This is a genomic window from Marinobacter sp. NP-4(2019) (assembly GCF_003994855.1).
Taxonomy (GTDB): Bacteria; Pseudomonadota; Gammaproteobacteria; order Pseudomonadales; family Oleiphilaceae; genus Marinobacter.
The window spans coordinates 1,871,809-1,897,351 of record NZ_CP034142.1 but is presented as its reverse complement, the minus strand read 5'-3'; the positions used below and the strand labels follow the sequence as shown (position 1 = coordinate 1,897,351).

Genomic DNA, 25,543 nt, shown 5'->3' with positions numbered 1-25,543 from the left:
AGCGAATTGTGGATCGGGATATCAAAATTTCCATCCGGAACCTGTACAAAATTTTCGGTCCCACGCCCGATATCGCTCTGGCCCATGTTCGCCGAGGCATGGGAAAGGCCGAACTGCTGGAAAAGCACAATCATGTGCTTGGCCTCCAGGATATCAATGTCGATATCCACGAGGGTGAGATTACCGTCATTATGGGCTTGTCCGGTTCCGGAAAATCCACCCTGATTCGCCATCTCAACCGGCTGATCGAACCAACCGCTGGAGAAATCGAGATCGACGGCGAAGACGTGCTGCAGTTCGATGAAAACAAGCTGCGTAAGCTCCGACGGGAACGGATGTCGATGGTGTTCCAGAAGTTTGCCCTGCTTCCCCACAAGACTGTGCTGGAGAATGCCGGCATGGCCCTTCTGGTTCGCGGCTACTCCGTGCAGGATTTTGAGGCGGAGGCCAAAAAGTGGCTCACCCGTGTGGGCCTGGAAGGCAACGAGAACCAGTACCCGCACCAGTTGTCCGGGGGCATGCAGCAACGTGTGGGCATCGCCCGTGCCCTGGCGTCGAATTCACCAATCATGCTGATGGACGAAGCGTTCTCCGCCCTGGACCCGTTGATCCGCTCCGACATGCAGGACCTGCTACTGGAGTTGCAGGGTGAACTGGAAAAGACGATTGTTTTTATCACCCACGATCTGGATGAAGCCCTTAAACTCGCAGACCATCTGGTGATTCTCAAGGACGGCTACGTCGTCCAGCAGGGCGAGCCCCAGGATATTCTGATGCACCCTAACGATCCTTATATTATCGACTTTATCAGCGACATTAATCGTGCCCGGGTGCTCAGGGTTCGTTCGGTCATGGAGAAAACAACCGAAGCCCCGAGAGACTGCGCCGGCGACATTTCCGAACGGGATAACCTGGAATCAGTGATTGCCAGGTCCGAAGGCGACACCGCGCGGATCTATCGGGTAATGCGTGACGAGAAGCAAGTGGGCATTCTCGATATGAAAGAGTTGGTAAAGGCATTGGTGCCCACTGCTGCCTCGGAGAGCAATGACCGGGCCCGCTACTGACCAACGGGCAGGCCAGTGAAGTCTCATCTCCGCCTCAAAATCGAATCAAAATATTCAACCTAATGGTTGACTTTCATAAACAGCACCCCTATATTCAACCATATGGTTGAATTAAATGCGCAACAACTAAATGCTATTTTCCACGCCCTTGGTGACACCACCCGTCGACGGATTTTATATGAGCTGTCTGGCGGAGAGCGCTCGGTCAGCCAGCTTGCGGAGCCCTTCGAGATGTCGCTGGCGGCTGCCTCGAAGCACATCAAGGTGCTGGAAAACGCTGGGCTGATCCGCCGGGAAGTGCGTGGCCGCACCCACGTCTGCCACTTGGAACCCGGGCCGTTGGCCAGCGCACACCAATGGCTGAATTTCTACCAGGGCTTCTGGAACGATCGCCTGGATGTACTGGAACAACTGCTTCACCAGGAGGAGGCAGCTGACACCACACCCGACAAGGAGAGGACTCATGACGGATTATCAAAACCCCGGTGATTATGGCGTACTGACCGAACCAACCACGCTAAAAATTCAGCGCCTGCTTCCCGGCCCTATTGAGCGTGTCTGGTCGTATCTCACCGACAGCGAGCTTCGCAGCCAGTGGCTGGCGGCAGGCAAAATGGAAATGAAAGTCGACACCGCTTTCGAGTTTGTCTGGCGTAATGATGAGCTGACCAACCCGCCCGGCCAACGACCACCCGAGTATTCCGAGGAGCACAGGCTGGAAAGCCGGATCATTGAACTGGACCCGCCCCGTAAGCTGGCCATTGCCTGGGGCAGCACCGGTGGTGTTTCCTTCGATCTGGAACCCATGGGGAACCAGGTCATGCTGACGGTGACCCACCACCGCATACCGGACCAGTCCACCCTGCTCTCCGTCAGTTCCGGCTGGCACGCTCACCTGGATATTCTGGTGGCCCGGCTTGAAGGCAGCGATCCTGAACCGTTCTGGGATAGCATTGCCAGGCTGAAAGAGGAATATGGTCGTCGGCTGTCTGCCTGATGAAACCAACGGGGTTGCGCTCCGCCTGAGGTAAACGGGCGGAACGCAACTCATTTCAGCAGCGGCAACAACACGCCCTGCCACAACGACTCACGATAACGTTCGCGGAACCAGCCCAAATGGCCAATCTGTCTTTCCCCTACATCAGCGGGGGCAATCCTCTGCATGGTCACCGGGGCATTGCAGTAAAAGCTGTGAATGGATTCGGTGTTCCGTTCGGACATCATTTCGTCGTCGGTAAAGGAAACGGCGGTAATCGGCACCCGGACATTGGCAAACTGTTCACGCAGACTCTCCCCTTCCACGCCCACAGCGTAATCCCTGTGGAGGCACCAGCGCCGCCACTGGCGCATAACATTGGGAGGCAGATCACCAACCAGCCGGAGACGGCTCCCGGGGTAATAGCCAACCAGACGAAGGCTCACCGGTGCCACGAAGTACCACAGTATCCATGCGATGCGTTTAGTGGGCGGTGAGTTCTCCCGCCAGTAGCCACTACCGACGGCCACGGTGATGGCGTTATCCAACCGGTTGACGTTGGGGGTCATGCCCAGGAGCTGCCCACCGACACTGTGCCCAACCCACTGCAAACGCTGGCCCGGATACTGTCGGCGGGCAAACTCAATCACGGCATGGCAGTCCTCATTCCCCCAGTCTGTCACGCTGGTGGGGCAATCCCGCAGATGGGTTTGCAGCGATGCACCGGTTCCGAAGTAGTCAAACGTAAGAACGGTATGGCCCTCGGTGCACAGGAAGCGTGCAAACTTCTCATAGCAGTTCTGACTGACTCCCATCGCGCCAGCAATAATCACCACCGACCGGGACGGCTCCGCCGAAAAAATGCGAAGGCTGATCCGGTGGCCGCCGTCCGTGGTCAGAGGCATTTCCCGCGGGCTAACAACGTCCAGTACGGATTCGTGGGCACTCATATCCGGGCTCCCTCTTTTATCAGTATCAGAAATCGTTCACGAGGCGGTTCAGAAACCGCAGGATGACGTTCACTTCGTCCTCAGTGAACCCTTCGGTCATGCGCTCATTCAGTTCGGTGATCAGGGGCTTGGCGCTGTCAATCTTGCGGCGCCCCAGATCAGTGAGGTAAAGGCGGGAGGCGCGCCCATCCTGTTCGCAGGGACGCCGTTCAATTAATCCTTTTTGTTCCATGCGGCCAGCCAGACCGGTGAGTGCGGAGTTGTTCAGGTTCAGGGTCCGGGCCAGGTCTTTCAGCAGGCAGCCTTCGTCGCCGGCTACCAGTAACAATGCGCCGACCTGGGTGACTGAAATGCCAAGGGCTTCTTCACTGAGCTGGTCAGCGTGTTTGAATACCCGATGACGGGCGATGTTGAGCAGGTAGAAAAGCCGTTTATCCATGGTCTCGCCAGTTACTTCACATGTAAACCAAATATACTACGCATGTGTAATAAATGACAAGCACCCACCTGTCGGTTAATTGAGGTATCTCAGGTATTCTCAGAGTTTATCTATTTATTGTCTGCCACCAACTCTCTGACTCGCTCGAAGTCGTCTTCACCAAATACCCCATTAACCCCCGAGATAGCTGCCAATTTCATTCCGTGTTTGAGACCAAGTTTGTAAATTTCCCTGACTTTTTCCCATTCAATGTTACGGCCCAGGGTGAAGTTCTCGAATCGCGCTTCCAGCGCCAACACAATGGTCTCCGCCAGGCAGGCATAAACCACCCCATCGGACAGACCGATGTCCTTCATTCGCACTTCTCCAGGCAACTGTATTTGACCGGATTCGATCACTAGCACATCTGGACGTTTGGCGACATCTTCCGCTGGAATATCCAGTGGTCGGGCAACGTCGGTAATAACACAGCCGGGTTTGACCTTCATGATGTCCAGAATGCGTTTGCCTGCTCCTGATGTGGCCGTAACAATCATGTCCATGTCCGCCAGGTCTCGTTCAGCAGAGCCAGCCACATGCACAATGGCCCCTGGCGTTTCTTGTTCAACACTTTCCTTCAGAGCCAACAGCTTCGCCGGTTCCGGGGCAGCGAGATACACTTCGTCAACCGCTTTGGCCAGCAATCGCGCACAGACCGAGCCGATCGCGCCAGTGGCACCCACCACCATCGCTTTACCGGCAGCCTTGCCACTGGGTCCAATACTCACCCGCCCGATTTTCTTCATGGCGTCATGGGCCGCCCAAAGTGCGCCAGAAGCGCTGTAGCTGTTACCAGTCGTAATCGGCAATGGCGCCCGTTTGGCCACTGTAATGCCCGCATCCCCCACCACTTTGGTAAAGGCGCCAAGACCCATGATCTGAGCCCCCAGTTTTTTGGCGAGTTTCGCCGCCTGCAGCAGCCTCCCGTATGTAAACTCCGGTCCGTGGGCCATGATTTCGCGGGGGTACCACCCACAGTAATCAACCAGCCTTCTGCCTCATCGCCGGTAGGCGATCGAATGCCCGAAACCTTCGAGTAGACAAACGGCGGTGTATAGGCCACAGCCTTCTCAACCAGGTTCATGACGACCGGAGGCGATACGCTGGCGATCCAGTCCAGTGGCGGCGTCTTGGTGAGGTACTGCTGCGACAGTGGGTGGATCACAAAAGCAAAACGGTTCACACGCCGATACCCGTTCGGGTACAGAATTCTGGGCTCTATGCCCAGTCTCTGGATCACATCCAGATAATCATCCGGCCCCAATTGCTTCGGAGTCCGTGAAAGAGCGGTACTGATCATGGCATCCAGAACGTTGACGCCTACTGGCCGTCCTTCCAGCCAGGGGCTGTAATCCACCACCATGGCTACGCGACGGGATCGCATCCAGTCCAGGACAGCATCTGTCACGCGTGAGGTGATCACGGTTTTACCGTCCAACTCATTCCGGCTGAAAAGTTCCAGGTCGCCGATAGAGGCGACAATGACATGGACATCGGACGCAGCCTGCCGCAGCGACCCCTGAACCAGGCCCTCACCGAGCCGAAGAAGTGGCCTGAGCAGGATGCTTTCGACGGCTTTTACCGCCGCCGGCCGAAACACAATGGATGTCGTCAGTGAAGTATAGGTTTCCAGTTGTTTCAGGGACGTAAGTATCCGGGGCACGCAAAAATCGGTGTAAGGGTCTGCAAATAACAGGTTTTCAGTATGCTCGGACAACGCTTTGGCGATACGGTAGCCAGCCTGACCATTCAAAAACAGCACACGAGCATTATCGAAGAAATGCCCAAGCTCTGACTGTGTGTGTCGAACAGCCCACTCCTGCAAGATACCCCGCAGACCTGCACCGGTGGTTACCGGCTTGTCAGTAACCCACGCCTCCAGACGCGCCGTATCCGGATGTTCAATCCGCTCAGGACCGACCTCATAGTGGTCATGAACCATGCTCAGACCGATGGCGTCCGCCTGATCATGGACCGACTCCAATACTGCTTCGGCCTTCGAAAGATCACCGTCCGTTCCAATGCGGATAATACGGAAAGACTGTCCCAGAAATTCAGTTTCCAGGTGGTAGTCATACTCGGAAGCTCCCAGGCTGACACTGATGACGGTTTTCATTCAGGCCTACCCCTATTGCAGTCCCTGTTGTTTAGAGATTAATTCACTGCATTGCTTTTGGCCTTAGCCCAGATCAAGTTCGGATGCACTATTGACCGTCTACAATAAGAGAACAGCCCCAAACCACACTCTGACCGTTAATGGATTACCCAGGAGCTCGTCATGACTATTCAGGAAGAACTAAGTGCAACAGTTCGGGAACTGGTACAAGCCGGCAAGGGCATTCTCGCCGCAGATGAAAGCCACCCCACCATCGCCAAGCGCTTCAACGCGGTTGGCGTTGAGTCCAGTGAAGAGAAACGTCGTGAGTACCGTAGCCTCATCTTCTCAGCCTCCGGTCTGGGCGAGTACATCAGTGGAGTGATACTGTTTGAGGAGACTCTGGGCCAGACCAGTCTCGACAACCAGCCAATACCAGAGCTTCTTGCAAAGCAGGGAATGGTTCCTGGCATCAAGGTGGACAAAGGCAAAAAACCACTGATAAATGCCCCCGGTGACGAGATAACAGTGGGTTTGGATGGCCTCGAAGACCGGCTGGAACTCTACCGGAATCAGGGAGCCCGGTTCGCCAAGTGGCGCGATGTGTTTCATATCTCCGACACCCTTCCCTCGCGACAGGCCATGGAGGCTAATGCGGAAGTGCTGGCGCGCTATGCGGCGATATGCCAATCCATGGGAATTGTGCCCATCGTGGAGCCAGAAGTGTTGATTGATGGCAACCACACCATAGAGCGCTGCGCGGAAGTGAGCGAAGCCGTGCTCAGAGAGGTGTTCCATGCCCTTTACAGACACAAAGTGGCACTGGAGCAAATGATTCTGAAACCAAGCATGGTGACACCAGGGAAGGAGAACCCGAAGGCTTCACCTGAAGAGGTGGCAAAGGCAACAATCGATGTGTTTCGCCGGGCAGTACCCGCGGCCGTTCCGGGCATCTGCTTCTTGTCCGGGGGGCAGACACCCGAAGAGGCAACAGCCAATCTGAATGCCATGAACGCCATGGATCCCCAACCCTGGGAACTCAGCTTTTCTTATGGACGGGCGCTTCAGGAGCCGGCCCAGAAAGCATGGGCCGGCAATCGGGATAATGGCCCGGCTGCACAGGCAGCACTCCTGAAACGGGCCCGGCTGAATGGTGCAGCGCGGTCAGGCAATTACCGGCCCGACATGGAAGATTAAAGAGGACTCACGCTGCGCGGGAATCTGTCACCGGTACTGGTCGTTCAAGACAGGCCAGCATCGGTTCAACCAGGCGGATCTTGCGGGCTTCCGGCCAGAGGATGTCGGCTTCGCGGAAGCCTTGGCGGAGGTAATTGAGCCATTGCTTGATGCGGCCGGTGACAAACCGGTCTTCCAGACGCTGCTGCAAGGCAAAGGCGTATTCACGAACCAGGACTACGGCTTCCGGCCAGGTCATGTCCGTCACGGATTCGCCTTTCTGACTGGCGCGGATCTTACGGGCCAAATCCGGGCGGGCGATCAGCCCCCGCCCGATCATGACGTCTTCACAACCTGAAACTTCACGGCAACGCCAGTAGTCGTCCACGGTCCAGATTTCGCCATTGGCAATTACATGGGTGTTGACGGATTCCCGGACCCTGGCGATTTCTTCCCAGTAAGCGGGCGGCCTGTAGCCGTCCACCTTGCTGCGGGCATGAATAACGATCTCTTCAGCGCCTGCCGCTTCCAGCGCCTGGGCGCAGGCCACGCCCATGGAACGGTCATCATAGCCCAGGCGCATCTTGGCGGTGACCGGAATTCCGGCCGGTACCGCGTTACGGACAGCGGCGGTGATCTCATGCATCAGTTCCGGCTCACGCATCAGCACACAACCGCCCTTGTGTTTGTTGACAGTCTTGGCCGGGCAACCAAAATTGATGTCCACCTGCCCCGCACCCAGCTCGACCGCTTTCGCGCCGTGACGGCCCATCATTCCGGGGTTTGACCCCAGCAATTGGACGGCGACCGGTGTGCCGGCTTCGGTAAGAGCCCGGTTATGCAGCTCCGGGGCGTACTTGTAGAAAATTCTGGGCGGCAGCATGCCGTGGGTCACGCGAATGAACTCGGTGACGCACCGGTCAATACCGCCGACTTTCGTCAGGGTTTCACGAATGGGTGCGTCTACCAGCCCTTCCATCGGGGCAAGAATAATTCGCATGAAGGCTCCGGAAGATGAATGGAAAATCAGTCAGCAGCTGATCAAAAATCGGACGGAGCGGATTGTAAGGAATCTGGCGGGAAGTTGGTAGCCGGGCATCCCGAAATCAGGATGCCCGGCCTGTTGCTATCGACTTATTTCTTCACGTCGAAACGGTCGTTGTTCATGACCTTGGCCCAGGCGGCAACGAAGTCGTTCACAAACTTCTCGTCGTTGTCGTCTTGAGCATATACCTCCGAGTAGGCCCGGAGGATGGAGTTAGAGCCGAACACCAGGTCTACCCGGGTGGCGGTCCACTTCACCTGGTCAGTCTTGCGGTCACGAATCTCGTAGAGATTCTTGCCCGCCGGCTTCCAGCTGTAGGTCATGTCGGTCAGGTTGACGAAGAAGTCGTTCGTCAGCTGGCCCTCACGGTCCGTGAGCACACCGTGTTTGGTGCCACCAAAGTTGGTGCCGAGCACACGCATGCCACCGAGCAGGACGGTCATTTCCGGAGCCGTCAGGCCCAGCAGTTGGGCGCGGTCGAGCAGCAGCTCTTCCGGCTTGACCACATATTCCTTCTTCTGCCAGTTCCGGAAGCCATCGGCAACCGGCTCCAGCGGTTCGAAGGATTCTGCATCGGTCATCTCGTCGGTGGCGTCGCCACGGCCCTTCAGGAAGGGAACGTGTACGTCATAGCCGGCAGCTTTCGCGGCCTTTTCAACGCCCAGGTTGCCACCCAGCACGATAACATCTGCGATGCTCGCGCCGGTTTCAGCGGAGATCTTCTCATAGACTCCCAGCACCTTGGCCAGACGCTCCGGCTCGTTACCTTCCCAGTTTTTCTGTGGGGCCAGGCGGATACGGGCGCCGTTGGCGCCACCGCGCATGTCGGAGCCACGGAAGGTACGGGCGCTGTCCCAGGCGGTGCTGACCAGCTCGCTGATGCTCAGGCCGGCGTCGTCGATTTTCTCCTTGACCACTTCTTCGATGTAGTTGGTCTCGCCCTGTGGCACCGGGTCCTGCCAGATCAGATCTTCATCGGGCACTTCCGGGCCGATATAACGGCTCTTTGGCCCCATATCCCGATGGGTCAGCTTGAACCAGGCCCGGGCGAAGCAGTCCCGGAAGTATTCGGGATCTGCCATGAACTTCTCGCAGATGGCGCGGTACTTCGGATCCATCTTCATCGCCATATCCGCATCGGTCATCATCGGATTGTGGCGAATGGACGGGTCGCTCGCATCAACCGGTTTGTCTTCTTCCTTGATGTTGATGGGCTCCCACTGGTTGGCACCGGCCGGGCTCTTCTTGAGCTCCCACTCATAACCGAACAGCAAGTCGAAATAGCCCATGTCGAACTTGGTCGGGTTGGTTGTCCAGGCGCCTTCGAGACCAGAGGAAACGGCATTAGCGGCTTTCCCCTGCATGTTGGGGTTGAACCACCCCAGCCCCTGTTCATGAACGTCGGCGCCTTCCGGCTCGGGACCAAGAGCTTCGGCATCGCCATTACCGTGGGTCTTACCGACGGTATGGCCGCCGGCGGTCAGCGCTGCGGTTTCCTCATCATTCATGGCCATGCGGGCGAAGGTTTCCCGCACCTGCTCTGCGGTCTTGAGCGGATCAGGCTGACCGTTGACGCCTTCCGGGTTCACATAGATAAGACCCATCTGCACAGCGGCCAGTGGGTTCTCCATGGTGTCCGGCTTGTCCAGGTCCTCGAATCGGGTGTCGGGCGGGGCCAGCCATTCTTTCTCCGCGCCCCAATAGATGTCTTTTTCCGGGTGCCAGATGTCTTTACGACCGAAGGAAAAACCGAAGGTCTTCAGGCCCATCGATTCATAGGCCGCGTTGCCGGCCAGAATCATCAGATCCGCCCAGCTCAGCTTGTTGCCGTACTTCTTCTTGATCGGCCACAACAGACGGCGGGCCTTGTCGAGGCTAACGTTATCCGGCCAGGAACCGATCGGCGCAAAACGCTGGTTACCGGTACCACCGCCGCCACGACCATCGGCAAGACGATACGTACCTGCAGCGTGCCAGGCCATACGAATCATCAGACCACCATAATGGCCCCAATCCGCCGGCCACCAGTCCTGGCTGTCGTTCATCAATGCATACAGGTCTTGCTTCAGGGCGTCATAGTCCAGCTTTTTGACTTCCTCACGGTAATCAAAGGCCTCCCCCATCGGGTCGGATTTACGATCATGCTGGTGAAGAATGTCCAGGTTCAGGGCTTCGGGCCACCAGCTGGTGTTATTCTGGCCGGCCGCAGTGCTGCTACCGTGCATGACCGGACACTTACCACCAGTACCATTATTCTCACTCATCGTTCTCTCCTGCTTCTGCGTCATTGGCAAAAAACGTATTTGTGACAAGGGCATCATTCAATATAGATCAACCACAGTTGGCTGCTTGAATGTTTTCTAATATCCGGATAGTGAATGGCTATGAATCGTTCCCGCTCATTCCAGCGGGCAAAATCACTGTGCTTCAGCGTAGTTACGACAGTAGTCCACCAGAATGTCGAGCGTATTTCTCCATGCTACGGGAGAAAGATTACGGGGTACTGACATGGGACAACTCCTGCGTCAACGGGAACAGTTAAACCTTACGATCCACAGGTAGTTAAAGAACAATTAATTAAACAAAGATTTTTTAAAGCTTTTGTTAATCGTATAGACTGACGGGTGAACGCTAAACCTATCGACAGTCAAAGTCGCTCGATGGAAGCGAATTTACCGTCTTGGTCGAAGAGAATCCGGAAGCTGCCGCGAACGCCGTCGCGGAGGTAAAAACGGGAGAGAATACGGGCCGGGAAACGGACGGAGCGTCCGTCCCGGGCCCTGGTGTGAACATCGGTGGCCACGCCTTGGTAGAGCTTGATCCACTCATCAGGGCTGATGTTGATATCCACAATAATCTGTTGCATGTATTTTTGACCTTGCTGTCGGATTACGGCTGCGCCTAATCCGACCTACGTGAATCTGGTCTCAGCCTCGTAGGTCGGATTAGCCAGAGGCGTAATCCGACATAGGATTTCCAGTCCTCAGTTGGCCAGTTCCAGCAACAGACGGTTGAGGCGGGTCACATAAGCACCCGGATCCGCCAGCTGCTCGCCGCTGGCCAGGGTGGCCTGATCCAGCAGTACCGCGGACAGCTCGCTGAAGCGCTCCTCGCCTTTCTCGTTTTCCAGCCGCTGGACCAGCGGGTGGTCCACATTGATCTCGAAGATTGGCTTGCTGTCCGGCACTTTCTGGCCTGCAGCTTCCATGATCTTCTTCATCTGGGCGCCCATGTCGAAGTCGCCCACCACCAGACAGGCCGGAGAGTCGGTCAGACGGTTAGTCACCCGCACCTCCTGAACCCGGTCGTCCAGAGCCTTCTTGATGCGCTCCAGCAGGTCCTTGTGCTCCTCGGCGGCCTCTTCCTTGTGCTTCTTGTCTTCCTCGGTTTCCACTTCGCCAAGATCCAGATCACCCCGGGCGACATCCTGGAACTGCTTGCCGTCGTATTCGTTGAGGTAGCCCATCATCCACTCGTCGATACGGTCGGACAGGATCAGCACCTCAATGCCCTTCTTGCGGAAAACTTCCAGGTGCGGGCTGCTCTTGGCGGCCATGAAGTTATCGGCGGTGATGTAGTAGATCTTGTTCTGGCCTTCTTTCATGCGGCCAATGTAGTCATCCAGGGACACGTTCTGGGTCTGCTCACCGGTATGGGTGGAGGCAAAACGCAGCAGGCCGGCAATCTTTTCGCGGTTGCTGAAGTCTTCCGCCGGACCTTCCTTGATGACCGTGCCGAACTCACCCCAGAACTTCTGGTACTGCTCGGGATCCTTCTTCGCCAGCTTGGACAGCATGTCCAGTACACGCTTGGTCAGCGCGGTGCGAATGCTTTCCACGGTGCTGTCGTTCTGCAGGATCTCCCGGGAAACGTTCAACGACAGGTCGTTGGAGTCGATCACACCCTTGGCGAAGCGCAGGTACAGCGGCAGGAACTGCTCGGCGTCGTCCATGATAAACACGCGCTGCACGTACAGTTTCAGACCACGGGGCGCTTCCCGGTTGTACAGATCAAACGGCGCACGGGCCGGGATGTACAGCAGGCTGGTGTAGTCCAGCTTGCCTTCCACCTTGTTGTGGGACCAGGTCAGCGGGTCTTCGAAATCATGGGCGATGTGCTTGTAGAATTCCTTGTACTCCTCGTCCTTGATTTCGGTACGCGGCAGGGTCCACAGCGCGGTGGCGTCGTTGACGGTTTCGTCCTTGCCCTTTTCTTCCTCTTCCTCGGACTCGGATTTCATCACCACCGGGAAGGAAATGTGATCGGAGTACTTCTTCACCAGACCACGCAGGCGGAAGCCATCGGCGAATTCCTTGGCATCGGATTTCAGGTGCAGGACAATCTCGGTGCCACGGTTCGCACGGTTTACCTGCTCAATGGTGAACTCGCCATCGCCGTTGGACTCCCAGTGCACACCCTCTTCAGGTGCAGCGCCAGCGCGGCGGGTAAACACTTCCACCTTGTCGGACACGATAAACGCAGAATAGAAACCCACACCGAACTGACCAATCAGCTTGCTGTCCTTCTTCTCGTCACCCGACAGTTGCTGCAGGAATTCGGCGGTGCCGGAACGGGCGATGGTACCCAGGTTCTGAACCACATCATCACGGGTCATGCCGATGCCATTGTCGGTCAGGGTGATGGTGTTCTTTTCCTTGTCGTAGTCCAGGCGGATTTTCAGCTCGGAGTCACCTTCGTACAGGCTGTCATCCTTCAATGCCGCGAAACGCAGTTTGTCTTCCGCATCCGAGGCGTTCGAGATCAGCTCACGAAGGAAGATTTCCTTGTTGGAATACAGGGAATGAATCATCAGGTGAAGCAGTTGCTTCACTTCGGTCTGAAAACCCAGGGTTTCTTTTTGCGCTTCAACCGTCATGGCTTTTGTTTCTCCTGCTGTTTACGTTCGGAGGAGCGGTGTGGTCGGGTCGTCCTTTCCAAAACACGCTGTGAATACGTCCTTGTACGCTCCGCTCCGCCATCCATGGCTCCGCAGGGTTTTGGAAAGGACGACCCGACCACACCACCCAACTGTTGAGTAATATCAATTTTTGCACGGAGCCTGGGCGAGCAGTTGAGGATGGGTATACGAAACCGTGCGGAGCCATGGATGGCGGAGCCCGAGCCACACATGGACGTTTCGAGGCGTGTTTCGTATACCCATCCTCAACTGCTTGCCTGCACCAATGCTTAATATGCTGAGTCCTGAAATGGGGTTCGACCGAGGTATTTCAACCCCGGTCAGATCGAATTCAGTCTTCCAGCAGGAAGTGGGCGCGTGCGGTGGCAATCGGCTGGGAACGGGATTTCTGCCAGGCGGTGATCATCACGTTGGCCACGCGGTTGCCCTGGCGGGTCAGGCGGCACTCGGCGAAGGTTTCACGGTTCAGCCCGGCACGCAGGTAGTCCAGGGAAAAGTCCACGATGCGGGGCATGCGTTGGCTGTCCTGGGACATCATCAAGTAAATGGCGGCGGACATTTCCATGAACCCACCGATCACACCGCCATGGATAGCCGGCAGAATCGGGTTTCCCAGGTTTTCTTCCTTTTTCGGCAAGCGGAAGATCAGGTCATCGCCGAAACGGTCGCACTCCAGGCCGATAAAGCGGGCGTAGGGAATGCTTTCCAGCAGGCGGGTGAAGTCGCCGCTTTCGCGGGTAAAACGGAGGATTTCAGGGTCGGTCATTCGTCACCTCCGATGATCAGATCGCGGTAACCTTTGGGGGTGGCTTCCTTGCCGATACGCATAAAGGTACCGACGCAGTTGGCAATGGTCTCGCCACCTTCCTGGTAGGCCTCACAGCGGGTAAAAATGATGTTGCGGGTGATCTTGTAGGTTTCCGCGCGGGCGAACACCGGTTTGTGAGGCTCCGCCGGTCGCATGTAGTCGACCCGCAGATCCAGGGTCGGGCACAGTTCGAAGTCGGGCAACGCGCAGATGATGACCGAGCCGGAAGTGGTGTCCATCAGTGTGGTAATGGCGCCACCGTGGATCACGCCGGTGTCGGGGTTACCGATAATGCGGTCGCTGTACGGCAGCCGCATGGTCAGTACACCATCACCGGCTTCTTCAACGGTCAGGCCCAGCTCCCGGGCCTGGTTCAGGGTTTCAATAAACCGGCGAACCCGGTTCAGTCGGATGTCATCAGTCATTCAGTCTGGCCAGTTCGGTTAACTGTTGGATTTCGGGACGGTAGCAGATTTAGCCGCAGGTTCTTCAAACACTTTTCCAGCGCGCAGGGCCTCCAAAGCATCGGACCGGAATTCCCGGCGGTAGAGAATCACCACAACCAGGGTGGACGCGGCAATAAACGCCACCGGGTGTATAAACCAGGCCACCACCGCCAGGGCATAGTAGTAGGATCTCAAACCAAGGTTGAAGGCATCCCCCGCCAGGTTGCATACCCGGGCCGCGCTTCGGGCAAACGCCTCACGCGCCGCTGGGCTGACCTTGGTATCCTCCGGCAACGGGGCACTCCCGATGAACACCGCCACGAAATTGTACATGCGCATAGACCAGGTAAATTTGAAGAACGCATAGACAAACACCACCAGCATCACCACCAGGCGCAGCTCCCAGATCGCCCGGCTCGGCAGGTTGCCAAACGGCAGGGTGCTGAACACTTCCATCACTTCCTGGGTGTACCCCAGCGCGGTAATGAGACCGGCGAGAATCAGCAGACAGCTCGAGGCAAAGAAAGCCCCGTTGCGCTCCAGATTGCCCACAACCGAAGCGTCCGGGATACGGTTGTCCCGCCGCAGCATGCCTCGCATCCAGTCCTCCCGGTACAGGTCGAGGGTATTGGAAAGACAGGGTCGGTCATTGGCTTTACGGCGGGAGTACTCGGTGTAGCCAATCCAGCACACCAGAAACCAGGCCAGCGCAGTCAGTTCCAGAATATTACCCATGCAGGTTCCATTGGCGGAATCGAAAAAAGGAGGGTTAACAAGAAACTTATCATACACTTTGCCGGGCATTCTCTCCAGAGAACACGGGCATGGGTAGCTATAACCGCTGACCACCGGATGTGGTATAAACTGAACCTGACCACTCGGGGTGACGTACACCCCGGATCAAGGACCGATAACAGGAGTTTACCGTGACGAATCGGCTGTTCTTACGCTGCCTGCCTTTGATCGCCCTGCTCTTTGCCATGGCGGGATGTTCCGTGAACCCGGTCACCGGGGAAAAGCAGCTGTCACTGATTCCGGAAAGCCAGGAGCTTTCCATCGGTGCGGAGCAATACACCCCGACCCAGCAGACTCAGGGCGGTCAGTTCTATCTTGACCCGGACCTGACGGTCTATGTACGGGAAGTTGGCCAGAAGCTGGCCAGGGTCAGCGATCGCCCTGACCTGCCCTATGAATTCGTGGTGTTGAACAGCAGCGTCCCCAATGCCTGGGCGCTGCCGGGCGGCAAGATTGCCATCAACCGGGGCCTGTTGACCGAACTGGAAGATGAAGCCCAGCTCGCATCCGTGCTTGGCCATGAAATTGTCCACGCCGCGGCACGCCACAGTGTGCAGCGCATGCAACAGGGTATGCTGATCAGTGCCGGTGTAGCAGGGCTGGGTTTCGCTCTGTCGGATAACGAATGGGCCGGCGTGCTGATGGGCGGCGCTGCTCTTGGCGCGCAGATTATCCAGGCCCAGTACAGCCAGGGGGACGAACTGGAGTCCGACCGCTATGGTATCGAGTACATGGTCGAGGCCGGCTACGACCCCCAGGCCGCAGTGGAGCTCCAGGAATTGTTTGTAAAACTGTCGGAAGGGCGCCAGTCGAGCTTTATTGATGGCCTCTTCGCGAGTCACCCCCCTTCACGGAAGCGGGTTGAAGAGAACCGCAAGCTGGTTCAGAAGTATGGCGCCGGTGGATACCGCGGCAAGGATGTTTACGACAGAAAACTGGCCAAAGCCAGGCAACTTGAGCCTGCTTACGATGCCCATGACGAGGCCTTGAAGCTCGCTCGTGAGGGTGACATGGAGGCCGCGCTTGCCAAGATCAACGAAGCTATCCGTATAGAACCGGACGAAGCCCTGTTTTATGCACTCAGAGGGCGCATTTACGAAGCGCAGGAGAACACCGCCAGGGCCGAGGCGGACTTCGAAAAAGCGGTGTCACTCTACCCTGAAATGTTCAGTTACCGCCTGCGCAATGGCCTGAATGCGCTGGCCCTCAACAAGCTCGACAAGGCCCGGGACAACCTCACCAAAGCCAACGAGGTGGTTCCGACCTCCATCGCTTATTTACGCCTGGGTGATGTGGCGGTAAAACAGAACCGCCGTGATGATGCCATCAGGTATTACAGTACGGCGGCGGAAGCCGGAGGCGACGTAGCCGAAGAGGCCAAAAGGAAGCTCGCCAACCTGACCCGGTAACCGCTTAACAGTTCCTCACAAAGGCCCGGTCCCCTCCGGGCCTTTGTGTATGCGGATCCCCGCCCCGGACCACAGTGCCTTCCCTGGTTTTTGCCGTGTTGACAGCCCTCTTCTGTCACTGACCGCATTGACTTTTAGAGCAATAACTCTAAAAATCAGATTACACCAACAACATTCGGACGATTGCCATGTTAGCGAAACGTATCCAACCGATGGCTTTTCAGGCGAGACGACTGTACGTGGAGCTGATGTTCCAGGTTATGGGCCGCGCCCTTCAGGCCGTTAGTGAAGTGGATGAGACAGTCCAACAGGAAGCCGCAGCCCTTCCGGAGGGTTTCCTGTTCGAGATGATGGTGATGCCGAACGGCTCCAGCCTTATCGTCGAGCATACCGGTAGTGGCCGCTTCCACTACCACGGCAGCACCGCCCCCCGGCCGGTGGACCTGTCGATACAGTTCAAGCACATTGCCCACGCCTTCATGGTGTTGTCGTTCCAGGAAAAGACCTCCGTGGCCTTTGCCAATGACAGGATGCTGGTGGATGGCGATATCAGCTACGCCATCCGTATGACACGGGTACTGAACCGGCTGGAAGCCTTTATTCTTCCGAAACTTGTTGCCAAGCGGGCCGTCAAGGAATACCCCGCCAACCTGCACCTGCCGGAAAAACTGATCAGTGCAGTACGCATTTATCTCAAGGTCGCAACCAATTTTGTCGAAACGGTGAGAGCATAATGACGAACAAATACTATGAGTTCTTTTGCCCGGTTAAGGTCATCGCCGGAAAGGCTGCCCTGGAGCACATCCCTTACGAATTGACCGGCATGTCAGCCAAACGCCCCATGATTGTGACTGACAAGGGCGTGCGCGCCGCTGGCCTGCTCGACCCGGTGATCTCCGCATGCGAGGAAAGCGGGCTGGAAATCGTCAGTATCTATGATGACGTACCCCCGGACTCATCCACCGGTGTGGTCCGTGACATTGCCGGCATCTACCGCTCAGAGAAGTGTGACTCCATCATTGCAGTCGGTGGCGGATCCGCTATTGATACCGCCAAGGCCGTCAACATTCTGGTGTCCGAAGGGGGCGACGATATCGCTGCCTATGCCGGTGCCGGGGTGCTCAAACGCCCACTCAAGCCGTTCTTCGTTGTGCCGACTACCGCGGGCACCGGCTCCGAAGTGACCGCCGTGGCGGTGATCGCCGACACTGAAAAGCATGTGAAGCTTCCGTTCACATCGTCGTTCCTGTTGCCGAACGCCGCGATCATCGACCCCCGGATGACGCTGACGCTGCCGCCCCACATTACGGCTGCAACCGCCATGGATGCGATGACCCACGCCACCGAAGCCTTCACCTGCATGGCGAAGAACCCGCTCAGCGACGCCTACGCCACGGCAGCGGTCAAGAAAATCAGCACCTCTCTGCTGTCGGTGATGGAAAACCCGAAAGACGCCGACGGCCGTCTGGAACTGGCCCAGGCTTCCACTATGGCCGGCATTGCCTTCTCCAACTCCATGGTCGGTCTGGTGCACGCGCTTGGTCACGCGACCGGCGCTATCTGTCAGCTGCCCCACGGTCTGTGCATGAGCCTGTATCTGCCGTACGTGCTGGAGTACAACATTGACTCCATCCGCGAGCCATTGGGCGAACTGCTGTTGTATCTGGACGGCCCGGATGTGTACGCGGCCACACCGTCGGCCCGTCGTGCTGAAGCCAGCATTTCCACCATCCGCCGCCTGCGGGACGCGCTGTACAAGCACTGCCAGTTGCCGCGCACCCTGAAGGAGACCGGCAAGGTGGTTGAGGAACAGCTGGACCAGATTGCCTCACTGGCGCTGGACGATGGCGCGATTATGTTCAATCCGAAAGAAGTCACCCTGGAGGACGCCCGCGAAGTGCTTCGCCGCGCCTGGGCGTAACCCGGAACCTGACTCGATATCGGTGCAGGCCACCCGGATAACCGGGGTGACACCTGCACCGATAAAGACCAGAACAGGAGTTTCAAAACATATACATCAAATTATTGAAAAGGCCTTACAAAAAAGTAACAATTACCCGAAAGCTGGCAAGGATGTGCCGGGTTAGATCCAGTTTCCGACATCAGAGCCATCCTTTATGCCGAACCGAACATCCCGCCATACTGTGCCATCCCCTGTCTTCTCACTCCTGCTGCTTCTTTCCACGTTTGTTTTGACAGGCCTGGCATCCGCAGACAGCGCTGCCCCCAGCAATACCAGAACCCTGCACTTTAATGTTTCTCCCAATGGCTACCCGCCCTACCTGATTGTGGATGGGCAGGAACCTTCGGGCATCATGTGGGAAGTTGTTACGCTGATTGCGGAACGTATTGGTTATAAGATCGTCCCGGAGCAGATTCCCCGCAAGCGCGTGGATGAGATGCTATTGAAAGGCTACATTGATGGCACCTCACGGGCCATCGAATGGACCGACGACCCGGACCAGTTCCTGTTTACCGATCCCATCGTTGCGGTCGAGGAAGTTATATTTATACCCACAGGTTCCGACCTGACATACGAAACGCCGGAAGATCTGTTCTCACAAACCCTGGTGACGCATCTGGGCTACTCCTACCCTGCACTGGAACCCTATTTCCAGTCAGGCGAGATCAAGCGTTTTGACGTATCCCGCGATCGGGACATGTTCAGTTTTGCGCTCCATGGAAAGCACTTTGATGCAGCCATTGCTGATCGGCTGGTTGGTCAGTGGATCCTCCGTAACGAGGGATGGCGGAAGAACTTTCGCATCTCACAGGAAAGCATCAGCAATTATGGCTTCCGCCTCATGCTCCGCAAAGACTGGGCAGAGTTTGCCAGGTTATTTAACGCCGAACTCGCCAACATCCGCGCAAACGGCGAACTGGATGCCATACTCTCCCGCTACCGTTGAGCGCCGGATTACTCCAGGCGCCTCAGCAACAACATCGGCGACACATTCAACACCGGCCTGAGTTGCCAGCGCCCGAACAGAGCCAGAACAACTGCACTGAACAGAGGGATCGGCAACACAATGGCCCAGTGCCACTGGAAATCGCCCTCAAACATCCGGAACTGGAGAGCCCAGACAGCAGCCTCTGCCGCTGCCACCCCCAGGACACCCGCGAACACGCCCAGCAATGCAAACTCCAGCATGGTGCTGCGGACCAGCAGGGACTGACGGCCACCGAGCGTACGCAACAACGCCCCTTCCCGCTGACGGTCCCGGAGCGTGGCACTGACCACGGCAGCCATCACCACCAGAGCTGCAGCCAGGATCAGCGCCAGTATAGCCTCAATGGCCTGGGTTACCTGCCTCACGATGTCCTGTATGCGCTCAATGATGTGATCAATTTCCAGTACGGAAATTGTCGGGTACTGACGGGAAAACTCATTAAGGGCATTTTTGTTGCCAGATGGCAGATAGAAGCTGGTAATCCAGGTGGCCGGCATACCCTCCAGACCGCCCCCAGGTGGAAAGGCCATGTAGAAATTGGGCTTCATGCTGTCCCACTGCACCGTACGGATGCTGGTAACCGGCTCCGTGACTTTCTCCGAGCCTATGGTAAAGGTCAGTTCATCACCCACTTTCAGGCCCAGTTTTTCCGCCAGTTCCGCCTCCACAGAAACACCGTGGGTCTGGCCCTGGCTGAACCATTTACCGGTCACGATCTCGTTATCCGCCGGCAGGGATTCCATCCAGGTCAGGTTCAATTCGCGGTTCAGGGCACCGACCCTCTCGTCCTTGGTAACCGCTTCCTTGACCGGCGCCCCATTCAGCTCGGTAAACCGGCCACGCACCATGGGATACAGCTGATCCAGCGGTTGACCCCGCTCCTGCCAAAAGGCGTCAATGTCCTCGACTACCTCCGGGGCAATATTGATCAGAAAGTGATTGGGGGTATTTTCCGGCAGTTGGGCCTGCCAGTCCGCCAATAGTGAGGTTCGCACCAGGATCAACGTGGCCGCCAGCATCAACGTCATGGCAAACACGGCAATTTGCGACAGGCTGGCACGCCGATGCCGATACAGCCCCACCAAAGCCAGGCGCCAGGCATTGCCACCGCCACTGATTTTGCGCAGCCCCAGCACCATCAGCCAACCGAGTAATGCCAGGGTGCCCAGTAACAGAACCAACCCACCCAGCAAGGCAAGAACCAGGGACACTTCGCCGGCATACATCCACACCAGTCCGAAAATTGCCACCAGGGCAACCGCAAGATCGGGCAGCGCCTCCCGTCCGGATTCTCCTGGCTGGGAACGCAGTACCCGCATGGCCGGTACGTTACGTAAGCGGCGGATGGGCGGATACGCAAACGCAAACAGGGACACCAACGCCGTCAGCAGGGACGGCGCCAGTGCGGCGGGATCAAGCTGGTAATCCACCGGTCGCTCCAACACATCACTGAGCAGACTGGACAGCAACCAATACAGCGGCAAAGCAATCACCAGTCCCCCGATTGCACCGGCCAGCCCCCAGAGGCCCAGCCGTTGCAAGTAAAGTTTGCCGATCCCCTGACTGCTCACACCCAGGGTTTTCAACAGCGCCACGGTATCCCGCTGCGACAGGGCGTATTGACGGCTGGCAACGGCTACCGCGACGGCAGCCAGCATAACCGCCAGGCTGCCGCCCAACAGCAGGAAGCGTTCGGCACGTTCCAGGGAGCGGGAGAAGGTTTCACCGTCCCGCACGCCCTCCCATTCATGACTGGGTTCCAGTTGCGGTTCCAGCCAGCGATAATAGCCTTCCAGTGCTGCTTCCTCCCCGGCGAACAGGTAAACGTATTCCACCCGGCTGCCTTCCTGGATCACGCCAGTGTCCGGGACGTCGTCAGCATGCATCATCACCCGCGGAGCCAGGGCCGACAGGCGGAAGCCTCCGTCGGGCTCGCGCACCAGCAGACCTGAAATTTCCAGTTCCAGATTGCCGACTTCCAGAGTGTCACCCACGCTGGTATCCAACAGCCGAAGCAGTCGTGGGTTGATCCAGACTTCGCCGGGGCCCGGTCCGTTAGACACCAGTTGCCGGGGTTCATCCGGACCCGGCTGATATTCGACCTGACCGCGCAACGGATACTCGTTGCTGACCGCTTTGATCGATACCAGTTGGAAATTGTCCGCCCCGAACACCATGGTGGAGAACTCAACCATCTGTCCGGTTTCCAGTTCACGGCTCTGCGCTTCCGCCAGCCAATCGTCGGGAACGGGGCGACCGTTTTCTGCTTCCAGTTGCCGGTCCGCTGCCAGAAACGAACTGGCCGAGGAAACCAGGGTGCGTTGCAGCTGGCTGGCGAACAGTGCAATGGTGGCCACCGTGGCAACGGCAATCATCAGGGCTGCCAGCACAACGCGAACATCCCGTTCGCGCCAGTCGCGGCGTATGGACATCAGTTTACGGGAAGCCACCATCAGATGACGGGCTCCTCTTCGGTGCGGGTACCGAGCTCGGTGATAACGCCCGCCTCGATACTGAACTGACGGCCACAGCGTGCGGCCAGGTGTTCATCGTGGGTCACCATCACCAGCGTCGTGCCCTGCTCCCGGTTCAGAGCCATCAACAGGTCCGACACCGCATGCCCGGTACGGTTGTCCAGATTGCCCGTGGGTTCATCCGCAAACAGCACCATCGGATCCGACGCAAACGCCCGGGCAATGGCAACGCGCTGCTGTTCACCGCCGGACAACTGACGCGGGGTATGACCAAGGCGCTCGCCCAGCCCCACCCGCTCCAGCAATTCCCGGGCCTTCTTATCCGGCGACTCCTGCCCGCCCAATTCCAGTGGCAGCATCACGTTCTCCAGCGCCGTCAGCGCCGGTAGCAGCTGGAACGACTGGAACACGAAACCAACCCTTTGCGCCCGTAATCTGGCACGCTCATCCTCGGACAGTTTGCTGATCACCGCGCCGTCCAGTTCAACGGTGCCTTCTGTGGGGGTATCAAGCCCGGCCAGCAACCCCAGCAGCGTGGTCTTGCCCGATCCGGACCGCCCCACGATAGCTACGGACTCACCACGATTGATTTCCAGACTGACCCCCTGCAAGATCGTCAACGTATCAGTCTCCAGACTGACACGGTGGGTCAGGTCGCTGACTTTCAGCATGGGTTCGTTCACGGCGTCTCCAACGATTTCGGATCTTAAGGTTGTCTATGGATACGGTATTTTTACGTCTGAGATCAATAGTTTTCATCGTTTTTATTTGTGCCTTTACACAGGTTCAGGCTGATCAGAATCACACATCAAACACCGTATTGATCGTCGGGGACAGCCTGAGTGCGGCCTATGGCGTACAAACGGACGAGGCCTGGGTTGCTCTGCTGCGCGCTCGCCTGGATGAAGAAGGCCTGGAGAACTGGCAGGTCGTCAATGCCAGCATCAGCGGCGAAACCACCGACGGCGGCTTGCGTCGTCTGCCTGACTTGCTCGAAAAACATGAGCCGGAGGTTGTGGTCATCGAATTGGGTGGCAACGATGGCCTGCGGGGGTTCCCGCCAACTGTGATCGAGAAAAACCTGGCCAGAATGATCGAGCACGTACGCGATGCCGACGCCCATCCCCTGCTTGTGGGTATGCAAATTCCGCCCAATTACGGCGAACGCTACACCCGGATCTTCGCCGGGATTTTTCCCAAACTGGCGAAACGCTATGACACCGGCCTGGTTGAGTTTTTTCTGGAAGGCATCTATGACCAGGACGGCATGATGCAGTCTGACGGCATACACCCCACCGCGAATGCCCAAAGCCAGCTACTGGCCAATATCTGGCCGGAACTGGAGCCGCTGCTGAAATAAGCCGGGCTTATCCCACCACCGACTGGAGTTGGGCGATGGCGCGGCGCTCGGACCAGTAATAACCGTCCCTGGCATGCTCAACAAAGCCCACGTGACCACCCCAACGTGGCGCTTCCATATGGACGTACTGGCCCAACAGTTCCCTTGATTCGGGGAAACACCGGGGGGACAGAAAGGGATCGTCAGCGGCATTTATCATCAGCGACGGCACCCGGATATCCCTCAGTTTGCCAAGGGCTGAACAGCTGGCCCAGTAGTCCCGGGCATCGCGAAAGCCGTGTAATGGCGCTGTATAGCGGTTATCGAATTCGTGAAAACTACGAATGTTTTCAAAACCGGTAGCATCGATCAGATCCGGAAAACGCTGGGCTTTCTCCTTCATCTTGACATGCAGATCCCTCAGGAACCGCTGCATATAGATTTTCCGGCTGGGTTTGGCCAACTCATCCGCACTGCCCGCCAAATCACAGGGCACGGAATAGGTAACCGCGCCACAAATGCGGCTGTCCACTCTCTCCGACTGCTGACCAAGGTACAGTAGGGTCAGGTTACCGCCCATACTGAAACCGGACAGGAACAGTGTTCGATAATCCCGGGACAGACCGTGGCGCACCACACGGTCCAGGTCTTCCGTTGCACCACTGTGGTAAAACCGGGGTTGAAGGTTCATTATTCCGCCGCAGGAGCGGAAGTTCCAGGCAAGCACATCCCAACCCGCCGTCAGCAATGCCCGGGTCAGCCCCAGGATGTACGGCCTGCGGCTGTGACCTTCAAGCCCGTGGGACAGTATGGCCAGGCGATCACTGCCCTGGCGGTACCAGTCCAGGTGCAACTCGTCGTTGTCACAGGTGGTGAGCACTTCCCTCTCCGGCTCCGCCAGGGCTACCTTGCGAAACAGCGTTGGCCACACCGATTGCAGGTGACCATTACGCAGCCACGGTGGTGGCTGATAACGGAATACCCGCTTACCAATATCCGGCGGCACAGGATGGGGAGCAGACTGGTAGTACAATTTTTAACCTTCTAATTCAGAGGGTTGACCCCAGCGAATAAAGTCCTTATTATTCGCGCCTCTTGAAGCTGTTCCCCGATAGCTCAGTTGGTAGAGCAACGGACTGTTAATCCGTTTGTCGCTGGTTCGAGCCCAGCTCGGGGAGCCACTTATTCCGAAATGCCGCTGTTTCTTGCGAAACCAGCGGCATTTTTCGTTCCGGGCCTCAGAAAATCTGAGGCCGCTGCATAAATGCCTGCATCACACGATACAGTGTATAACCGTCTTCCGTTCCGGTCATCTCACGAATTGAGTGCATGCCCAGTTGAGGCACACCGATATCCAGCGTCGTCACCCCCAGATTCCCCGCCGTCAGCGGTCCGATGGTACTGCCACAGCCCATGTCACTGCGCACCACAAATGTCTGGTGGGGTAACCCCAACTCGTCACTGATATGGCGGTACACCCCGGCGGAACGACTGTTGGTGGCATAACGCTGATTGTGATTGACCTTGATCACCGGCCCCTGGTTGATCAGTGGGCCGTGGTTCTCGTCGTGGCGATCCATGTAGTTGGGATGGATACCATGGGCGTTGTCCGCCGAAATCATCATCGAGCGCGCAATCACACGGGACTTTTCCGCCCCGCACCAGCGATCCAGAAGGGCTGACAGGAATGGGCCCTGGGCGCCTTCCGCGGACACACTGCCCACTTCTTCATGATCATTGCAGACCAGCAGCGCGGGTTCATCAGCGGAGGAGCCCAGCAACGCCTGGAGACCAATGTAACAGCTCAGCAGGTTGTCCAGCCGTGCCGAGGCAATGAACTCGTCTCGCAAACCCACAAACGAAGCGCCCCGGGCATCGTAGAAGCTCAGTTCATAGCCCAGCACCTTGCGAACCCCGAGACCGGATTCAGTCGCTATCTGACGCTCCAGCAAGGAGGCGAACGTGGTGGTATCAGAGTCCGGCACCTGCATCAGCACCGGTGGCAGGTCGGTCTGGGCATTGACGGAGCGATTGCTATTGGCTTCACGGTCCAGATGGATCGCCAGGCTGGGGATAAAACCAACCGGCTTTCGAAAGTTGACCAGCACATCTTTCACCGCTCCAGCATCATCCAGAACCGTGACACGGCCGGCCAGCGACAGGTCACGGTCAAACCAGGGGTTCAGCAAAACACCGCCGTAGACTTCCACCCCGACCTGGAAAAAACCTTTACGACGTAGTTCCGGGTTCGGCTTGACCTTCAGGCAGGGACTATCGGTGTGGGCGCCAACCATGCGGATGCCGCTTTCAACAACGTCTCCCTTGCCGGTTCGGAAAGCCACAATCGAAGAACCATTGCGAATCACGTAGTAGCCCTGGCCCTTGTCCAGCGACCACTCGTCTTTCTCATCCAGCTCGGTAAAGCCGGCCTCGTCGAGGCGGGCCTTCATCGTGGCCACTGCGTGCCAGGGGGTTGGGGAGGAATCGAGAAAATTCAGCAAACCGTGATTAAACTGCGCGTGTTCCATGATGCTCCTGATTAACTGATAATACCGGCAACAGTATGGCATGAAGCCAATAACCGTCATACTGGTGTCCCTGAATTGAATGGCACCA

General features: G+C 57.3%; 24 protein-coding genes and 1 tRNA gene. 10 read left to right on the top strand and 15 right to left on the bottom strand.

All coding sequences use genetic code 11. The features are described from left to right. Positions 1 to 8: 8 nt before the first annotated feature. The 3 genes from EHN06_RS08640 (at position 9) to EHN06_RS08630 (ending at position 2,064) form a co-directional block, all read left to right on the top strand. Positions 9 to 1,067, top strand: coding sequence for a quaternary amine ABC transporter ATP-binding protein (locus EHN06_RS08640; protein ID WP_127331993.1), 1,059 nt, complete (start codon positions 9 to 11; stop codon positions 1,065 to 1,067). A gap of 102 nt (positions 1,068 to 1,169) precedes the next feature. Beyond that, complete coding sequence (locus EHN06_RS08635; protein WP_127331991.1) at positions 1,170 to 1,556, top strand: ArsR/SmtB family transcription factor; 387 nt, start codon at positions 1,170 to 1,172, stop codon at positions 1,554 to 1,556. Next, a complete protein-coding gene (locus tag EHN06_RS08630) occupies positions 1,531 to 2,064 on the top strand; it encodes an SRPBCC family protein (protein WP_127331989.1) in 534 nt (177 codons plus the stop codon). The genes EHN06_RS08635 and EHN06_RS08630 overlap by 26 nt, the downstream gene beginning before the upstream one ends. A 50-nt stretch (positions 2,065 to 2,114) precedes the next feature. On the opposite strand, the gene EHN06_RS08625 is transcribed toward EHN06_RS08630, so the two are convergent. The 4 genes from EHN06_RS08625 to EHN06_RS08615 form a co-directional block, all read right to left on the bottom strand. Beyond that, on the bottom strand, positions 2,115 to 2,993 hold the full coding sequence (locus EHN06_RS08625) for an alpha/beta fold hydrolase (RefSeq protein ID WP_127331987.1): 879 nt from the start codon (positions 2,991 to 2,993) through the stop codon (positions 2,115 to 2,117). Positions 2,994 to 3,018: 25 nt separating this feature from the next. Then, on the bottom strand, positions 3,019 to 3,432 hold the full coding sequence (locus EHN06_RS08620) for a MarR family winged helix-turn-helix transcriptional regulator (protein ID WP_127331985.1): 414 nt from the start codon (positions 3,430 to 3,432) through the stop codon (positions 3,019 to 3,021). Between the two features lie 110 nt (positions 3,433 to 3,542). Further along, complete coding sequence (locus EHN06_RS21440) at positions 3,543 to 4,199, bottom strand: hypothetical protein (protein WP_228257444.1); 657 nt, start codon at positions 4,197 to 4,199, stop codon at positions 3,543 to 3,545. A 14-nt stretch (positions 4,200 to 4,213) separates the two neighbouring features. Next, entirely contained in the window at positions 4,214 to 5,587 is a 1,374-nt protein-coding gene (locus EHN06_RS08615; protein WP_228257443.1) for a hypothetical protein, read from the bottom strand. Positions 5,588 to 5,749: 162 nt separating this feature from the next. On the opposite strand from EHN06_RS08615, the gene EHN06_RS08610 reads away from it, so the two are divergent. Beyond that, complete coding sequence (locus tag EHN06_RS08610) at positions 5,750 to 6,763, top strand: class I fructose-bisphosphate aldolase (protein WP_127331983.1); 1,014 nt, start codon at positions 5,750 to 5,752, stop codon at positions 6,761 to 6,763. 7 nt (positions 6,764 to 6,770) lie between these two features. Here EHN06_RS08610 and EHN06_RS08605 read toward each other — a convergent pair whose 3' ends face one another. The 7 genes from EHN06_RS08605 to EHN06_RS08575 form a co-directional block, all read right to left on the bottom strand. After that, a complete protein-coding gene (locus tag EHN06_RS08605; protein ID WP_127331981.1) occupies positions 6,771 to 7,742 on the bottom strand; it encodes a tRNA dihydrouridine synthase in 972 nt (323 codons plus the stop codon). A gap of 134 nt (positions 7,743 to 7,876) precedes the next feature. Then, positions 7,877 to 10,051, bottom strand: a complete 2,175-nt coding sequence (gene katG, locus EHN06_RS08600; RefSeq protein ID WP_127331979.1) for a catalase/peroxidase HPI — start codon at positions 10,049 to 10,051, stop codon at positions 7,877 to 7,879. A 383-nt stretch (positions 10,052 to 10,434) separates the two neighbouring features. Continuing rightward, a complete protein-coding gene (locus EHN06_RS08595; RefSeq protein ID WP_127331977.1) occupies positions 10,435 to 10,653 on the bottom strand; it encodes a DUF2835 domain-containing protein in 219 nt (72 codons plus the stop codon). Positions 10,654 to 10,770: 117 nt separating this feature from the next. Continuing rightward, entirely contained in the window at positions 10,771 to 12,663 is a 1,893-nt protein-coding gene (gene htpG, locus EHN06_RS08590; protein ID WP_127331975.1) for a molecular chaperone HtpG, read from the bottom strand. A gap of 373 nt (positions 12,664 to 13,036) precedes the next feature. Then, entirely contained in the window at positions 13,037 to 13,471 is a 435-nt protein-coding gene (locus EHN06_RS08585; RefSeq protein ID WP_127331973.1) for a PaaI family thioesterase, read from the bottom strand. After that, the gene (locus EHN06_RS08580; protein ID WP_127331971.1) at positions 13,468 to 13,938 is read right to left on the bottom strand and encodes a PaaI family thioesterase; all 471 of its coding nucleotides are present in this window, start codon (positions 13,936 to 13,938) and stop codon (positions 13,468 to 13,470) included. Before EHN06_RS08580 ends, EHN06_RS08585 begins: the two co-directional genes overlap by 4 nt. A gap of 18 nt (positions 13,939 to 13,956) precedes the next feature. After that, the gene (locus EHN06_RS08575; RefSeq protein ID WP_127331969.1) at positions 13,957 to 14,694 is read right to left on the bottom strand and encodes a DUF599 domain-containing protein; all 738 of its coding nucleotides are present in this window, start codon (positions 14,692 to 14,694) and stop codon (positions 13,957 to 13,959) included. 245 nt (positions 14,695 to 14,939) lie between these two features. Here EHN06_RS08575 and EHN06_RS08570 point away from each other — a divergent pair, with 245 nt between their 5' ends. The 4 genes from EHN06_RS08570 (at position 14,940) to EHN06_RS08555 (ending at position 19,072) form a co-directional block, all read left to right on the top strand. Beyond that, complete coding sequence (locus tag EHN06_RS08570) at positions 14,940 to 16,163, top strand: M48 family metalloprotease (protein ID WP_127334395.1); 1,224 nt, start codon at positions 14,940 to 14,942, stop codon at positions 16,161 to 16,163. Positions 16,164 to 16,351: 188 nt separating this feature from the next. After that, positions 16,352 to 16,897, top strand: a complete 546-nt coding sequence (locus EHN06_RS08565) for a hypothetical protein (protein WP_127331967.1) — start codon at positions 16,352 to 16,354, stop codon at positions 16,895 to 16,897. Next, a complete protein-coding gene (locus EHN06_RS08560; protein ID WP_127331965.1) occupies positions 16,897 to 18,084 on the top strand; it encodes an iron-containing alcohol dehydrogenase in 1,188 nt (395 codons plus the stop codon). The genes EHN06_RS08565 and EHN06_RS08560 overlap by 1 nt, the downstream gene beginning before the upstream one ends. A gap of 196 nt (positions 18,085 to 18,280) precedes the next feature. After that, positions 18,281 to 19,072 (top strand): substrate-binding periplasmic protein, encoded by a 792-nt coding sequence (locus EHN06_RS08555; RefSeq protein WP_127331963.1) that lies wholly within the window; start codon positions 18,281 to 18,283, stop codon positions 19,070 to 19,072. Positions 19,073 to 19,080: 8 nt separating this feature from the next. On the opposite strand, the gene EHN06_RS08550 is transcribed toward EHN06_RS08555, so the two are convergent. Further along, entirely contained in the window at positions 19,081 to 21,567 is a 2,487-nt protein-coding gene (locus EHN06_RS08550; protein WP_127331961.1) for an ABC transporter permease, read from the bottom strand. Continuing rightward, positions 21,567 to 22,259 carry an ABC transporter ATP-binding protein gene (locus tag EHN06_RS08545; protein WP_127334394.1) on the bottom strand — a complete coding sequence of 231 codons (693 nt, stop codon included), beginning with the start codon at positions 22,257 to 22,259 and terminating at the stop codon, positions 21,567 to 21,569. The genes EHN06_RS08550 and EHN06_RS08545 overlap by 1 nt, the downstream gene beginning before the upstream one ends. Before the next feature lie 47 nt (positions 22,260 to 22,306). Between EHN06_RS08545 and EHN06_RS08540 the strand changes: the two genes are divergently transcribed. Further along, positions 22,307 to 22,948, top strand: coding sequence for an arylesterase (locus EHN06_RS08540; RefSeq protein ID WP_127331959.1), 642 nt, complete (start codon positions 22,307 to 22,309; stop codon positions 22,946 to 22,948). Between the two features lie 7 nt (positions 22,949 to 22,955). Here EHN06_RS08540 and EHN06_RS08535 read toward each other — a convergent pair whose 3' ends face one another. Next, entirely contained in the window at positions 22,956 to 23,960 is a 1,005-nt protein-coding gene (locus tag EHN06_RS08535; RefSeq protein ID WP_323053023.1) for a YheT family hydrolase, read from the bottom strand. A 72-nt stretch (positions 23,961 to 24,032) separates the two neighbouring features. Here EHN06_RS08535 and EHN06_RS08530 point away from each other — a divergent pair. Further along, positions 24,033 to 24,108 (top strand) — tRNA-Asn (locus tag EHN06_RS08530). 57 nt (positions 24,109 to 24,165) lie between these two features. Here the strand turns inward: EHN06_RS08530 and EHN06_RS08525 are convergent. Further along, positions 24,166 to 25,455 (bottom strand): M18 family aminopeptidase, encoded by a 1,290-nt coding sequence (locus tag EHN06_RS08525; RefSeq protein WP_127331957.1) that lies wholly within the window; start codon positions 25,453 to 25,455, stop codon positions 24,166 to 24,168. Positions 25,456 to 25,543: the final 88 nt, after the last annotated feature.

Coding starts and splice junctions, on each gene's coding strand:
- EHN06_RS08615 (WP_228257443.1), bottom strand. CDS start 5,587: ATGAAAACCGTCATCAGTGTCAGCCTGGGAGCTTCCGAGTATGACTAC.
- EHN06_RS08525 (WP_127331957.1), bottom strand. CDS start 25,455: ATGGAACACGCGCAGTTTAATCACGGTTTGCTGAATTTTCTCGATTCC.
- EHN06_RS08630 (WP_127331989.1), top strand. CDS start 1,531: ATGACGGATTATCAAAACCCCGGTGATTATGGCGTACTGACCGAACCA.
- EHN06_RS08625 (WP_127331987.1), bottom strand. CDS start 2,993: ATGAGTGCCCACGAATCCGTACTGGACGTTGTTAGCCCGCGGGAAATG.
- EHN06_RS08545 (WP_127334394.1), bottom strand. CDS start 22,259: ATGCTGAAAGTCAGCGACCTGACCCACCGTGTCAGTCTGGAGACTGAT.
- EHN06_RS08635 (WP_127331991.1), top strand. CDS start 1,170: ATGGTTGAATTAAATGCGCAACAACTAAATGCTATTTTCCACGCCCTT.
- EHN06_RS08580 (WP_127331971.1), bottom strand. CDS start 13,938: ATGACTGATGACATCCGACTGAACCGGGTTCGCCGGTTTATTGAAACC.
- EHN06_RS08610 (WP_127331983.1), top strand. CDS start 5,750: ATGACTATTCAGGAAGAACTAAGTGCAACAGTTCGGGAACTGGTACAA.
- EHN06_RS08570 (WP_127334395.1), top strand. CDS start 14,940: ATGGCGGGATGTTCCGTGAACCCGGTCACCGGGGAAAAGCAGCTGTCA.
- EHN06_RS08575 (WP_127331969.1), bottom strand. CDS start 14,694: ATGGGTAATATTCTGGAACTGACTGCGCTGGCCTGGTTTCTGGTGTGC.
- EHN06_RS08555 (WP_127331963.1), top strand. CDS start 18,281: ATGCCGAACCGAACATCCCGCCATACTGTGCCATCCCCTGTCTTCTCA.
- htpG (WP_127331975.1), bottom strand. CDS start 12,663: ATGACGGTTGAAGCGCAAAAAGAAACCCTGGGTTTTCAGACCGAAGTG.
- EHN06_RS08550 (WP_127331961.1), bottom strand. CDS start 21,567: ATGGTGGCTTCCCGTAAACTGATGTCCATACGCCGCGACTGGCGCGAA.
- EHN06_RS08565 (WP_127331967.1), top strand. CDS start 16,352: ATGTTAGCGAAACGTATCCAACCGATGGCTTTTCAGGCGAGACGACTG.
- EHN06_RS08560 (WP_127331965.1), top strand. CDS start 16,897: ATGACGAACAAATACTATGAGTTCTTTTGCCCGGTTAAGGTCATCGCC.
- katG (WP_127331979.1), bottom strand. CDS start 10,051: ATGAGTGAGAATAATGGTACTGGTGGTAAGTGTCCGGTCATGCACGGT.
- EHN06_RS08540 (WP_127331959.1), top strand. CDS start 22,307: ATGGATACGGTATTTTTACGTCTGAGATCAATAGTTTTCATCGTTTTT.
- EHN06_RS08585 (WP_127331973.1), bottom strand. CDS start 13,471: ATGACCGACCCTGAAATCCTCCGTTTTACCCGCGAAAGCGGCGACTTC.
- EHN06_RS08595 (WP_127331977.1), bottom strand. CDS start 10,653: ATGCAACAGATTATTGTGGATATCAACATCAGCCCTGATGAGTGGATC.
- EHN06_RS08605 (WP_127331981.1), bottom strand. CDS start 7,742: ATGCGAATTATTCTTGCCCCGATGGAAGGGCTGGTAGACGCACCCATT.
- EHN06_RS08620 (WP_127331985.1), bottom strand. CDS start 3,432: ATGGATAAACGGCTTTTCTACCTGCTCAACATCGCCCGTCATCGGGTA.